We start from the raw sequence: 14,749 nt of genomic DNA, 5'->3' as shown, positions 1-14,749 counted from the left end.
AGACATTGCTTCTTGAGTAGAGCTTTAAAGCATAAATGCTATTTACTTTTTACTGGAAAAAATCTACAAATTCATCGGAAAGAATAAAGTCTAATTTTTTGCCTGTATATAGTTGAGCTACTTTATTTTTATCAATTTTATTGTTGTTCTTATCGGTATAAGTATCGTCAACACTTTCAATCACATTTCCGTCTTCATCTGTGACTTTGTACCCCGTCTTATGGATATTGAACAATTGCTCACCAGAGGTAGAATAAACACTATAGGTTTGAACTGGCACACTATCTAAAACCCAGATTGACTTTTCAATTTTACTTATTGGTGTTTGTGTATTGAGATCAGCTAAATCATCGAATTCAATCAGTTGATCAAACTTATTTTCTTCTTTATTGTAGACGAATTGAAACTCATCGCATTCTTTAAATTGGAAGTTGGAGAAATGATCTTTATACACAAAACAATGTTTGAAGGCTGGATTGGCTTGAGTGCCTTCGTACTTTGTCTTTAGATAACCGTCCTTGTAGATATAGTGCTTCTTTTCGATACTAGGAAAAGTACCCGAAGATTTTAATATTAGGTTTCCTTCAGCGTCGTAAACATAATCTGATGTATCAGGAGCGTATCTGAAATAATAAAATGGATCACCTTTTTGATGGAAAAAAGTACCAATATGAATACTTTCACCTGTTCTAGCTTGATACCCTCCACGTTCATCAATTGTATAATTTAACTGAGTCGAAGTTTCATCTTCTTTCGTAACAACAACAGAAGTTATTTTACCATTGAAATTATAAGCATAGTCGATTCTAAAGTTTAGAATTGTTTCCAGATCTTTCACTGGGTCATGATCATCAAAATAATACATATAGTATTCGTCTATTACATTCACGGCTGTAACTTCTGAATGCGTAATGACTCCCTGACTATTTTTTATATGATTAAATACAATCACAGAGTCGGCAAAGCCATTATAATTCGTGTACGACAAATAACTTTTCTCGACGTTTCCATCCTTTAATTGATGATCATATTTAATTTCCCAAAGGTCGTGCACATTAAATAGTTTCTCTAAAGAATGTTGAAAATGCGACATGCTGAAACGTGTGGAGTCATTAATCTCAATATATTTTGTACTAGGTATTTCGATATCAAAATCTTCATTACAGCTAAGCATGAAGAATAGAAACAGGCTACTCATTACGAAAATATGTACACGGAATAATAGTTTGTTAATGTTGTGAGTTCTCATTGTTAATTGGAGTTATTGGAAGAAAGATAGGTAGTATACCTTGCCTTGCTTTAGTTATCTTTTGATTTCAATTTACTGAAACTGAGTCTTTGTTAATAGGGGAGAGGTTTAAATAAATCTTAATATATCTTTTGATAAATAAAAAACACTCTCCTAAAAAAATTAAGAGAGTGTTTGTCGATCAGCTTATTTCAATGACTTATTACTGTTTGATAATCTTGAAGCTGTTTGTATAGTCACCTCCAATTACAGAGATGAAATATATTCCAGATTTTAAATGCGATACATCTATTTGAGATTGTCCCAAACCTAAGGTCATCGTTGCCATTTCTTTTCCTTCAACATTTCTGATAATCACAGTTTGTTGAGCGGTAGGCAAATCAATAGTTAAACTATTTGTAACAGGGTTAGGGAAGTAGTTCACTTGGTAATGATCTGTGGATAGTGAAGTTGGTGTATCTTCTACTAAAGTGATATTTATTTCATCTGAAGCTGTGCCACCATCATTATCGGTTACCATTGCTTTCACCACATACTCACCTGATGTTGCCGAAGACCATTTCATTTCAAACGGAGCTTCTGATACGCTTCTAATCGATTCGTTATTGATGAAGAATTCCACTTTAGTAATCGTTCCATCTGTATCTGCTACAGCAGTTTCAAATGTAATCTCATCATTTACTGTGTAGGAAGTTGCATTGTCCGAGGTACTCAATGTAATTGTTGGCAATTCGTTTTCAGGAATCACTTCGTTCAATTGAATATTCATTTCATCAGATGCCTCACCACCATCATTGTCGGTCGCCACAGCTTTTACCGTGTAGGTATCAGCTGTGCCCGACATCCATTTCATTTCATAAGGTGCTTCAGTCAAGCTTCCGATCGATGCATTATTGACGAAGAACTCTACTTGAGCAATTGTTCCGTCTGTATCAGAGGCTGAGGCTACAAAAGTAATTTCTGTGTTTACATCATAAGCAGTCTCACTATCTGATGTTGCAATAGAAACTGTCGGAAGTTCGTTTTCTGCTTCACTTGCACAATCGCCTACCACGAAAGACTGAATATCATCTACAGTGTTTCTTTCTCCTCCTTCAGGATGAGAATAGGTATAGTAGAAAGTGACAGTACTTCCATTCGGAGCATTCAATTCGAAAGGCTCGTTAGGTTTTGCAAGGTGACCAGGGTAAACGCCTTCTTCTGTTGTTTTGTAATGTAGAATCAAGATCACATCACCAAGTCCAGCGATATTCGGAACGAACGTTAGGGTAGGATTACTCGATGCATCCGATACAATATATCTAAAGTGACCATTACTTACTTCTCCTTCTAAACATGATGTCGCAGATCGACCAATAATAGAAATTACTTTTGAAGTGGTTCTGTTACCATCATTATCAGTAGCTACGGCTTTGAGCTGTGAACCTCCTGTGGCTACCGTCCAATTTACTTCGTAAGGTGCTTGTGAAACGACTCCAATAGAACTATTATCCACAAAGAACTCAACTTGTGCAACAGTACCATCAGCATCAGAAGCATCCGCAGAAATAGTAATTTCAGTGCCTTCTACTAACATGTCTCCATCTTTTGGAGAAGTGATTTCTACGGACGGATAAGTGTTTTCAACTTCACTATTATCACAAGTACCAATCACATAGGTATTTGGATCTTCCGATGTATTTCTTTCTCCTCCTTCCGGATGAGAGTAAGTGTAATAGAACGATACCGTTTGACCTTCCGCAGCATTCACTTGGAAAGGAACATCAGCAGTTACAGAATAGCCTCCGTATCCGCCACCATCAACAGATAGATATAAAATACAAACCGATGCTCCCATACCTACTTGATTAGGAATAAAAGTAAGCGTTGGATTTGAGGCATCTTCTGAAAACTGATAATCATAATCGCCATTAACACTTGTCCCTCTACACGAAGGAATTGATTTTGACTCTAAAGTAATCACTGTTGATTCAGCCGTTTTATCGTCATTATCTGTGGCTACAACGTGAATACTGTATATTTTTTCTTCAGTAGGATTCCAAGCCAATTCAAATGGAGCTTGAGTCACTGATCCTATCGACTGATCGTCTACAAAGAACTCGACTTTGGCGATCGTTCCATCCTGATCGGTAGGATTCGTTTGGATGATGACCTCGTTGCCAATGTAAACTGTCGATTGATTTTCTGGTGAAGTGATGGATACTTTTGGAGGAATTTTACCATCCTCTGTTACGGTAATTTTTACTTGATCTTTCCCCGTATATTCTCCATTGCTCACGCTTAATTCGAATAAGTATTCTCCACCAATTAGATTTCCTAAAGTAGGAGAGATACTTGATGTTTCTTGAATTGTCGCTACTGTTGGTCCGTACAATTGAACCCAAGTATAGGTTAATGCTCCATTGTCGGGATCGTAACTGTTCGATCCATCCAAGACTACGGCCCCATCGGCTAATGCAATCACACGATCGTCTCCCGCATCTGCGAATGGTTGACTGTAAGGTAATTCTCCCGTCTTGGCAAATGTCATTTTACCAATATTGAAACCTCCATTGTCAAAGGCTAAGCGAAGTATATGTTTTCCGGCGGTAAGGGGAACATTGTTGACAGTTGCGGTTTGCCATGCTCCCCAGTCACCAGTTGAACTTACTAAAATATTGTCTACGATTATTTCTCCATCGGATAATAGTTTAAAAGGACCTCCGCCTTCTCCAATCCCCGATGCGTAGCGATACGATAAGTCGTACAATCCAGAAGCTGTTACCTGAACAGTGTATTCTAACCATTCTCCACCGTTGGTCCAGCCTACTGTTGCTCCTTCCGTATTGTCTAAAACGTTATCAACATATTCGTCTTTTCTATAATTTCCTTCATTGAAAGTGGTGTTGTCTTGGTAAGTGATGCCTTGACCTAAACCGCCTTCGAAAACGTCGTAATGACCGGCTTCAATCGTGCCTGGAAGTTCTGGAGTACCATCACCAAAAGCTACTTGGAAACCAGCTGTTACCGAAACAATGTTGGTGACATCAAATTTATCTCCATCATACATCTTAGCATAAAACTGATTTTGCCCTGCCGTTAGATTCTCCGCTTTAGCGGTGAAAGGAGCCGTATCGATGCTACCAAGTAAAGTGCTTCCGTTGTAAATTTCTACTTTAGTGGGAGTGATGTCTTTTACTTCAACTGTTAGATCAACTGATCCACCTACAGGTGCTTGAGAGAAACTTGAAGTGATCGTTCCTTCAATCGATATATCCTTATTAGTCGCCATTTTCCCTGCCGGAACCACTAACTGATAACCATCCGAGAAAGTCACCGTCTGTTCTGTATTGCTGTAGTTGTGTGCTACATAAGTCTTGTTCCCATCCTTATTAAAAGCAGCTGCTAAAGGAGAGTCGGCAGTAATGGAAATATCTACTTTACCTAGAGCATTCATGGCATGTAACCAATGATAAGTTTGAGCATCAGATACACCAAATTTAATGTTTCTACCCGGGTGGTCGTCGTATAATTCGATAGCTTTTGCGGGGTCAGAAAAAGCCAGATAACTCCACATCACATCATACCAAAGGTTAGGATTGTCCACTTTATCCAAAACCTGAGTATTTTGAGTCATCTCTGCCCATAGCTTTTCTACATAAGCCACGTTATGTCCTAGATACAACGATCCACCATGAATTGGGTATAATTCAATATTGTAAGAAGCAGCAATGTCGGCCGTCCAGAATGTTCCATTATCGTAGCTATTTCCCCAAACTCTAGACACCAAGCTGTACTGTTGGTCGGGTTTGAAATTTCTTTCGTACATATCGAACCAGTATTCTTCTACCGCCGCCTGTTCTGTCGTGTATAAATAGATACCTAAATCTCTTATTTCTTTATTGCCTGATATTTCTCCCCAATGGATCAATGAAGAGTGGAATTGCATACTTTCTGAAGTTGATTCTTGATCGTTGCCTTGAGGGAATGATGCAAATCCGTTGGCCCAACAGTGTCCTGCATACGGACTGAAGTTTCTTAAGTAAGGGAACGTATCATCGTCTCGATTAGGTGATGATGCATCTCGTACTAACAAGTTGATCATGTCTCCATATTGTGCGGCCCAACCAGGTTCGTATTGCTCCATAAAAGCTGCTGCATGGATAAAATATCCCCAATGGAAATGGTGATCGTTTAAGTTGGAATCTTGACCATGACCGGCAGGGTAGCCCAACATTGCGGTCCAATCGCTATTGTAATAGAACAAGAAGGCCACCTCTCCGCTTTCTGCAGTTAACCAATCTTCCAATCGTTCTTTTACAGTGGCAATCATTAAATCTCTGGCTTCAATGTTTCCAGTTTGATCGGCGATTCTTGCGGTCTGAATCAAGCGGTTCATGACCTGACCTTCGTTATAGGAATCGGTCCAAGAAGATAAGGATTCGTTCTTCAATGCTTCGACTTTCTGATTTAAAGCCGAAGGATCAAAACTATCGCTGTAATTCGTTACATACGGAAGGTTGGGTAGAATACCGTGGAAAGTGTTTTCCGTAGTGAATGTGTTTCCTTCCAACATTTTTAGAGTACCTCTCACCGAAGTATAAGTCACATCGTTGGGTTGTAATGAGGAAGCCGACAAGTTATCCCATTGGTGAGGCAATAACCCTAAAAGCATGGCGTCATCTGTACCTTCTTTTACGTCGACTTCCACATTGTACACTGTGGATAGGATGGAAGTTGATTCGTTATATGTCCAATCTGCAGTGGTATTCGTAGGGAATACGTAGGCGTACTTTTGGTAAGTAGTTGCAGCTGCAGCCACGTTGCTTGTCGATTGAGGCAACATGATTAAAGACCAATAATTTTTTCCGTTTAATGTGGAAGTATATGTGGTACCGTTTTGCTCCCAAACACTACCTGATGGTGCGTAAATAACGAAACTAGCTCCATTACGAGCATTTTCCACTGTAATAATTTCGTCGGTTACAGTAACGGTACCCTCACTGATATCTACTTGAGCGACATCAGTATCTTGTTTATCAAAATAGACAAACGGCATACCTATACCCGATACGGCTTGGAAATGTCTTGTGCCATCATTCCAGTCCATAGTAACGGTCCAATCAGAATGATCGGCAATAGTGGTTTTAGTGGCATTTAGATTTTCTACTCCAACAGTAATTGGAGCAACATCATCAAGGACTCCCCATGGAATGTAAGTAACGACCAAACCTTCGTTGGTGGTTTTCATCGCCAAAGGATAATTGAATAAGTTGTTTGCGTGATCACTTTGTAATAAAGTCGACCACCAATCGTTCGTAGGGACAGGTTTTCCTAAAGCATTTTCGCTTAATTGAGGCGTTCCAGCGGGATAGGCATTTCTGCCAGCCGCATCGGTACCGGGGAATGTAGTTGTATAACTTCCATTTCCGACACCAACAAATTGAGCATAAGTATTTAGTGGAAGAGAAAAAGTCAATAATGTCCATAGAACAACTATTAGCTTTGTAGTTGTTTTTTTCATCTTAAATGTAAAAGTTGGTTTCAAAAAAACTGAATAGGGACAGTTATTATTGATTGCCTACTTTCTACGTCTTGTGCACGAGTCGATAGAGTGTTAGTCAATGTAATAATCCATTCATTTGACAGACTGAGTATAGATTGAATACTGAGTCGCAATTCAAACATAGGTAAAGTAAGATGCTGAACCAAAAAGGCTATTTGGGTGGTTATCATTTAAATAAAAAAATACAACACACTTAAAATGAGTGTGTTGTATTCGTTGTTCTAAAAAGTGATTTTATTTACAATCATTTAAAAAAACTCACTTTTAACATAATTCACTATCTATTTTGTTGAAATCTATCAGACTTTCTGATTTGAAATCACCATAGCCACGATACTTTGCTGAGGTAAAATGACCTTCTTTGTTTTTCCATTGATATGAATTCTATAGACTGCTTCTTGCTGATCTGTATTCTGAATGATCACCTTCATATTCCCCGATTTATCTTTTACAGTAATCATTGGTCGCTGACTATTTGATGCCACTCGAACATCTCCCGGTTGGATAAACTTACTGATAATGTACATCGCATTATAGTCCGGATTGTATCGAACAGTTTTTTGTTTTCTATCGATATTGATCAGAGAGTTTTGAGGCCAATCCCACCCACTTTCTGTTGTTTCATTCAAAATCATATTCCAATAACAGAAGTTGGAAACGCCACTGTTAATGTATTTCGCCACTTCCTCTAAACGATGACCTGCTTCTTCCGTACTGTTTTTACCATTGTAACAATGCCCTTCGGTATGGAACATCTTTAAAGAAGGATTCATTTTAATGGCATCAGTCATTACCGATGGATTTGTGTATTGGATACCCACGCCTGCCAACTTATCGGCCTCTTTTAAAGTAAGGAATTCGATTAAATCCAATTGTTCAGCCGTTCTAAATGTACCCGCAAACACTTTGGTTTTTACTTTTTCCTTTTTGAAAGTAGGTAAGATGTATTTTGTGGATAACTCTATCATTTGTTGAGGAGGCATCACACAACTAGGATATTTAGTGTTGGCATCGTTCTCGTTTTGTACACAAATTCGATCGATATTCACCCCTGCCTGTTGATAACTCTTGATGTATTTCACAAAGTAGTTGGCATACGCCTGATATACTTTTTTATCTTCTTTCAGGTGATTCGGTGCTTTGGTCAGACCGGTCATCGACGCATTGGTTTTCATCCAAGCCGGAGGTGACCAAGGTGAGGCGAAAAGTAATAAGTCCGGTTGAACATCAAGTGCTTTTTTGATATACGGAAGCACATATTTTTGATCTCTTTCGATGGAGAAATCTTTCATCTCAAGATCGTTGGTAGTGTTGGAATAGCTGTAGGCATCCAATCCGAAATCACTTGATCCAATAGCAGTACGACAAAAAGTGAATCCTGCATTGTTAGGATGAAAGAGGTTTTCCATCACTTCTTGTTGTTGTTCTTCTGATAAACTCGATAATGCTTCCCCACCGATTTCATTAAAAGCACCTCCAATACCCTCGATCGTTTGATATTCAATTTCGGGATAAATCGTAATCTCGTGTCCCCATTTTACTTTTTGATCTGTGTCTTTTACCTCAAGGTTTTGGAGGGGTTTGGCTGTTCCGTGTTCTAAAGTCACATAATACATCTCCAAAGAATTGAGGTCTTGTGCCGATACCAGAGAAGAGTAAAATGCGAGGATAAGTACTATTATTTTTTTGTTCATTTCATTTATACTTTTTGTAAATCATCTAGTATCGAAAATCATCAAAAAGTTGGTGGAATGATAGATTTTGAATTCGTCATCAGTTAGCATGGGAATTTCTCCCTTCTATTTGGGAAGATTTAGACCTCATCAAATATAGAAAATCCCCACCCAGAAAACATCTGATGTGGGGAGTAGAAGGTAGTAATGCACTTACGAAAATTTATTTTATGAAAGGAAGTGGAGTCGCTTTTGTGAAATGTTTAGATACTTCGCCTGCATAAATTGCATCTGTATCACAATCCAAAGCTTTCACTTCTGCATTTTCTGAGAAATCAACTTTATCGAGATCCACCCAGAAAATAGAGGGTTTTAAAGCCGATTCGAAATAATATCTATTGGTTTGATTATCCGAAATTGTTCTCCAAAGTGTGGCAGAAATATTCGGACGGTCGGGATCTTCCATTCCTAAAGGCACACCGATTGCTCTCATCTGAGACATAACGGATGCAGTGGCCATATCATGATCTGTATATTTTGGCGATGATTCTAATGCATAGCTCAATCGAACAAAACGGTCGGCAGCGTTAATCGTACCTGGAAGCATTTTACTACCTCCAATTAGTTTCCAATATTTATCGATTGCGATTTGTTCCGAGTAAATCGGAGAGTTGGTCATTACTCTGTATTCTCTACTGTGGTTGATCACCAATTCGCCATCTAAAAATTCAAGAATTGCCGAGTCGCCCGAACGGTCTGATATCGATAAGTGAACCGTTGCCCCTCTACCGTTTGGTAACATTGGAGCAGAGATAATAAAAGGAACATCTTGCATAGCTTCTACAGCTTCTTCTACTGTCGCAAAGTTATCTAAGAAGTATTGTCCCCAAGCACCTACAGAAAGTGTTGGTTTAGTACTTGTGGCAACATCACCATAATTAGATTCTGCTAAGTAAAGAATATTTGCTGTCAAACCTGCTTCATTCATTCCGTCGGCAGCTCCAGCATTATAAAAACTAGTGGCTATCGATCCATATTTTGATGTCCAATGAATAGGATTCTCTCCAACACCACCATCTTTTTTCATACCTCTAGGGTAGATCCATAAAGATGTTTGTGCTGTTGGATCGTTCCAGTCCATTCCACGACCTACAATAAATTCTTGATTTCCTGTTTCATAAATAATTCTTGAACACATAATAGTAATATTTTGAATGATAAATAATTAATTTTTGTAATCGTGGAGTTTTAGTAATTTTCTTTATTTCCGATTGATTACAATACAAAAGTAGGTGGTTTGATGTCAAACTATTTTCAAGATTTGAGCAAGTAGTTACAAAATATCGGCAACTCGTTTTTCATCAAAAAAAGACCCCATTAATGAAAACTCATCAATGGGGTGAAAGAAGGATGTAATAAAAATCTTACATTCTATTATAGAAATGGAAATGCTGCTTTTGGAGTAAAGCTTTCCGATACTTCGCCTGCATAAATGGCATCAGAACAACAATCTAAAGCTTTCACCTCAGTGTTTTCGAAATCGATGTTATCCAAGTCAACCCAGAAGATAGAAGGTTTCACAGCAGATTCGAAGTAATATCTGTTGGTTTGATTATCTGCAATTGTTCTCCAAAGTGTGGCAGAGATATTTGGATGCTCAGGGTCTTCCATACCTAGAGGAACACCAATAGATCTCATTTGTGAAATTACAGAAGCTGTCGCCATATCTTTATCAGTATATTTTGGAGAAGATTCCAACGAGTAGTTTAATCTTACAAAACGGTCAGCGGCACTAATTGTACCCGGCAACATTTTGCTACCACCAATAAGCTCCCAATATTTATTGATGGCTATTTGCTCAGAATATACTGGTGAGTTAGTCATTACTTTGTAATCTCTACTATGATGAATCACTAATTCTCCATTGTTTAAGTATTCAAGAATGGCAGAATCACCAGTTGAATCAGATAATGATAAATGTACTGTTGCTCCTCTTCCGTTAGGTAATAATGGAGCAGAAATAATAAAAGGAGCATCTTGCATTGCTTCTACCGCCTCAGCTACTGAAGCATAGTTATCTAAGAAATATTGCACCCATGCACCAACTGAAAGTGTTGGTTTATAACTTTTTGTGACATCACCATATTCAGATTCTGCTAAGTAAAGAGCATTTACAATAAATCCTTTTTCGTTCATACCGTCAGATGAAGCGATGTCGTAGAAACTAGCGACAATAGAACCGTACTTTGAAGTCCATTGGATTGAATGTTCGTCGGCGTCACCATCTCTTTTCATGTTTCTTGGGAAAACCCACAAAGAAGTTTGTGCGTTGGGATCGTTCCAGTCCATTCCACGTCCTGTAATATACTCTTGGTTACCAGTTTCATAAATAATTCTTGAACACATAATTGTACTATTTTTAAATGATAAATAATTAATTTTTGTAATCGCTAAGTCAAGCAGCAAAGATTGTTTTCTCATTGATTACATGACAAAAGTAGTTGGTTTAATATCGAACTAGTTTCACGAATTGTGCATTAGGTTGTACGTTTTCGTTAACTTAAAATCCTGTCGATTTTTTGATATAAAAAAAGACCAAAGTGAAAACTCACCTTGATCTTATCAGTGGATAAAACTGATTTACTTAAACACACTAAAAATATTACTTTTTAAGACTTACCTGATGAAAGCTATCGTACTTACTTTCGTTGGTAATGATATCGAATCGTTTTGCTAAGTCTTCTGTCTGTCTTTTTCTTACTGGACTTGCCAACCATTCATCAAAGTCTTCTTCCGAATTCCAACCGCAGATAACGATTAGTTTGGAATCATCATTTACAGAAAGCATTAATTCACCGTATTGGAAACCATCAATAGTATCGGCACATTCTTCAATAGCACGATGCTGTGTATGATAATCTGCCACTTCTTTTGCGGAGGCATTCAATACTTTTACTTCTAACTTTGACCAGAAATTAATTAGTTTTTCGTTCACCATAATATTATTTATTTAAATGATTATGCCACAAAACTAAAGATTGGAATAAGGAATGATTAGTAAGATTTGGTACACCGTTTACACATTCTGATCAAATTCTTTAAATCAAATATTTACTTGTACCAATAAATATATTTGAAGAGTTTTTTTGAGTTTCTTAAATTAGAATAATCACATTGTTATAATAAACTCTTAAGCTCAATATCAATCAGAATGAAGGATAAAGAAAAATATGTTTTTGATCCACATGGAGCACATCCTCACGATGCTTATGCACAGTTTGCTAAAGAATTAGGTGGAACTTGGGATGGACAAGAACTTAAGATTAAAACCGATTGGTGTAAAATAGAAGCCTATTCTTTCGAATTCTTAAATGAGTTTATTATTGCCATTTTGGGAATGGAGTCTGATCGGTCAATAACGACTAGACACTCTAGTTTATCAAAAGAAAAAACCATCACTATTCGTTTAGGATTAGGGGCTACTTATAAAAGTAATGGAACAGTTAAGAAATTTAATAATGCGGGTATATTAATTTTGAACTCCACCCAAATACACGATTTTGAATTTCCAGCTGGAGAATGGAGTCAATGGGTTTCAATTCGTTTTTCGTTAAACTTCTTCAGAAAGTTTGCAGGCAATAAAAAATATAAACTAAAAGAACTTTTTGAGAACGATAGTCCATGGATCAATTACTATTCTCAGAATGCAGAGATTGAAAGTAGAGTAAGGGCATTAATCAAAAACTTAGATAAAAAACATAGAAAGCATACCTTCTTTTTTACTAAAGCGATGGAGATTGTCGAATTGCTAAAAGGTAAGATTGAAAATGATGCAGATAAATTTAAAAGCAGTATTCATCCAGAAGATTTAAAGCTGATGTTAGAATTGAGAGATACGCATCTATCTGACTTTACAGTAATTCCGAACCTCACAGAGTTAAGTGATAAATACGGTATGAGCGTTTCCAAACTTAACCGTCTATTTAAATCGATATTCGATAAACCCATTCTTCAATTCTATAATCAGCAGAAATTGGAAGAAGCCCATAGACAAATTGTCTACACAAATAAGAGCCTTACAGAAATTGCCATAGATCTTAATTTCAGTCATGTTGGGCATATGAGTTCTTCCTTTAAAAATCACTTTGGATATGCACCTTCAGCATTAAAAGGGAAGCATATGGATTATTTGAGTTGATTATAACGTCACAATACGACACTTTTCGAAACCCTCTTCTTCAAAAGTATCTACAGTCCATTCGCTTAGGGATTTTAATATAGGAAGCAGCCCTTCACCTTTTTCTGAAAGAGAATATTCTACTCTTGGAGGCAATTCTTTAAACTCTTCTCTAATGATCAACCCATCTTCGACTAATTCCTTTAATTGGTCTGTAAGTACCTTTTTAGAGATACTAGGAATAAACATCAATAACTTACCAAATCGCATACTACCGTTGGCTAATAAGTAAATGATGATCGGTTTCCATTTTCCTCCAATTAGGTTCATTGCAAACACTAATGAGCACATATTGGGGTTTTCTATAATCTTTCTGGCCATAGGTTACCTTTTTGTTACCACTATTTTTACGAGTAAATCAACTAATAGTTTCTTTTTTAAACTAATATTAGTCTCTTTGCGTAACAAATATAAAACAAAAGAAAAAATGAAGAAAGTATTAGTTATTAACGGTCATCAATATTACCCATTTTCGGAGGGGAAATTGACAAAAACGTTTATCGATAAAGCAGTATCAATGTTTGAGGGAGAAGAGTTTGAGGTAAAGATGACCAATGCTCAAGAAGCATATGATGTTGAAGAGGAAGTTGAGAAATTCCTTTGGGCAGATGTTGTGTTTCTTCAGACACCTTTAAACTGGATGGGTGTTACATGGTCTTTCAAGAAATATATGGACGATGTATTTACAGCCGGAATGATGGGTAAATTATCAAATGGTGATGGTCGTAAAGAAGAAGCGCCAAAGAAAAATTATGGATTGGGAGGCTTACTTGATGGCAAGTACATGATTTCAGTATCAGCCAATGCTCCAAAAGAGGCTTTCAATAATAAAAGCGAAACATTCTTTGATGGTATTAGCGAAGACGATTTACTACTACCAATGCATCTTAACTTTAAATGGTTTGGTTTAAAACCTTTAAAGACATTTTTCAGTTACGATGTCATGAAGAACCCAGAAATCGATAATGATTTAGCACGTTTCGAACAACATATTCAACAAGAATTCATTTCAAAAATCTAATTATGAAACTTTCAGACGCATTAGCCCGCTTAAAAGATCAAATTGAAGGTAAAATGCCTTCAGAATTCACATCAGTAATGCACCAAGCAACAGCTGATCTCATTGCTTCAGGTATTGGAGAGCAAATTCTTAAAGAAGGTGATAAAGCACCGGAATTTTCTCTTCCCAACCAAGATGGTAAACTAGTTGCTTTATCAGAACTAATTAAAGACGGTCCCGCTGTTGTTACTTTCTACAGAGGGGTATGGTGTCCTTACTGTAACACCGATTTAGGATATCTAAAACGTTATCAAAAAGAATTAGAGAAGTACAATGCAAAGCTGATCAGCATTTCACCTCAGATAGCAGAGAAAAACCAAGAGATCATCGATCGTCAACGTTTGGATTTCGACCTACTATCTGATAAAGGAAATGATGTAGCTGCCGAATTTGGTCTTCGTTGGACAATGGAAGGTGCTCTGAAAGATTTATATGATAATACCTTCAACATTCATCTTCCATCTTATAATGGTGATGATTCTTGGACACTACCTGTCCCTGCAAGATTCATCATCGGCACAGACGGTATCATCAAATACGCTGAGTATTCAATTGATTACACTAAACGTCCTGATCCAGAAGTATTGGAAGGAGTGTTGAAAACAATATAGATGAATTGATCATCGTGATAGAGTAAGAAGCATCGGGCGAGAGTTCGGTGCTTTTTTTTTGTATGGAAAGATATATACGTTGTACCATACTTTTCCTCGTCCCTTACTTTTCCCCATGGTTGAAACCATGGGTTTTTAAAGTGGATCTCTTACCCGAATGAATTCGGGCAAGATAGAAGCCCTTACCTCTTACATTTTCCCTCTTACTTTCAAATCCCAGCGTCAATTCAGAATCTCCTACTTCCTAATTCCTCACTCCTAACTCCCCCTTATATTAACACCTTAACATACCCATAACATACCGTAATATACAATCCCTCCTGAAATCAGCAACTTACCTATAACGAATAGACGTTTTAACATTAACAAACTTA

10 protein-coding genes are annotated in these 14,749 nt (G+C 37.3%); 3 read left to right on the top strand and 7 right to left on the bottom strand.

What is annotated here, in order from left to right; translation table 11 throughout:
* Positions 1-49: 49 nt before the first annotated feature.
* The 6 genes from KMW28_RS17445 to KMW28_RS17420 all read right to left on the bottom strand — a co-directional run bounded on the left by KMW28_RS17445 (position 50) and on the right by KMW28_RS17420 (position 11,465).
* Positions 50-1,249, bottom strand: coding sequence for a hypothetical protein (locus KMW28_RS17445; protein ID WP_169662915.1), 1,200 nt, complete (start codon positions 1,247-1,249; stop codon positions 50-52).
* Between the two features lie 202 nt (positions 1,250-1,451).
* Positions 1,452-6,752: an Ig-like domain-containing protein gene (locus KMW28_RS17440; protein WP_169662914.1), complete on the bottom strand. Its 5,301-nt coding sequence runs from the start codon at positions 6,750-6,752 to the stop codon at positions 1,452-1,454.
* A gap of 341 nt (positions 6,753-7,093) precedes the next feature.
* A complete protein-coding gene (locus KMW28_RS17435; protein ID WP_169662913.1) occupies positions 7,094-8,488 on the bottom strand; it encodes a glycoside hydrolase family 30 protein in 1,395 nt (464 codons plus the stop codon).
* Between the two features lie 202 nt (positions 8,489-8,690).
* Complete coding sequence (locus tag KMW28_RS17430) at positions 8,691-9,665, bottom strand: linear amide C-N hydrolase (RefSeq protein ID WP_169662912.1); 975 nt, start codon at positions 9,663-9,665, stop codon at positions 8,691-8,693.
* A gap of 236 nt (positions 9,666-9,901) precedes the next feature.
* The gene (locus KMW28_RS17425; protein WP_169662911.1) at positions 9,902-10,873 is read right to left on the bottom strand and encodes a linear amide C-N hydrolase; all 972 of its coding nucleotides are present in this window, start codon (positions 10,871-10,873) and stop codon (positions 9,902-9,904) included.
* 256 nt (positions 10,874-11,129) lie between these two features.
* A complete protein-coding gene (locus KMW28_RS17420) occupies positions 11,130-11,465 on the bottom strand; it encodes an antibiotic biosynthesis monooxygenase family protein (RefSeq protein WP_169662910.1) in 336 nt (111 codons plus the stop codon).
* 213 nt (positions 11,466-11,678) lie between these two features.
* Here KMW28_RS17420 and KMW28_RS17415 point away from each other — a divergent pair, with 213 nt between their 5' ends.
* The gene (locus KMW28_RS17415) at positions 11,679-12,665 is read left to right on the top strand and encodes a helix-turn-helix transcriptional regulator (protein ID WP_169662909.1); all 987 of its coding nucleotides are present in this window, start codon (positions 11,679-11,681) and stop codon (positions 12,663-12,665) included.
* Here KMW28_RS17415 and KMW28_RS17410 read toward each other — a convergent pair whose 3' ends face one another.
* The gene (locus tag KMW28_RS17410) at positions 12,666-13,025 is read right to left on the bottom strand and encodes a winged helix-turn-helix transcriptional regulator (protein WP_169662908.1); all 360 of its coding nucleotides are present in this window, start codon (positions 13,023-13,025) and stop codon (positions 12,666-12,668) included.
* Positions 13,026-13,131: 106 nt separating this feature from the next.
* Between KMW28_RS17410 and KMW28_RS17405 the strand changes: the two genes are divergently transcribed.
* Both KMW28_RS17405 and KMW28_RS17400 read left to right on the top strand, forming a co-directional pair.
* Positions 13,132-13,725 (top strand): NAD(P)H-dependent oxidoreductase, encoded by a 594-nt coding sequence (locus KMW28_RS17405; RefSeq protein WP_169662907.1) that lies wholly within the window; start codon positions 13,132-13,134, stop codon positions 13,723-13,725.
* A 2-nt stretch (positions 13,726-13,727) separates the two neighbouring features.
* Positions 13,728-14,375 carry a peroxiredoxin-like family protein gene (locus tag KMW28_RS17400; RefSeq protein ID WP_169662906.1) on the top strand — a complete coding sequence of 216 codons (648 nt, stop codon included), beginning with the start codon at positions 13,728-13,730 and terminating at the stop codon, positions 14,373-14,375.
* The last annotated feature ends 374 nt before the right edge of the window (positions 14,376-14,749 follow it).

Source organism: Flammeovirga yaeyamensis, from assembly GCF_018736045.1.
In the GTDB taxonomy this organism is placed as follows: Bacteria; Bacteroidota; Bacteroidia; order Cytophagales; family Flammeovirgaceae; genus Flammeovirga; species Flammeovirga yaeyamensis.
The sequence above is the reverse complement of the archived record's forward strand: the minus strand, read 5'-3'. Positions and strand labels throughout refer to the sequence as shown.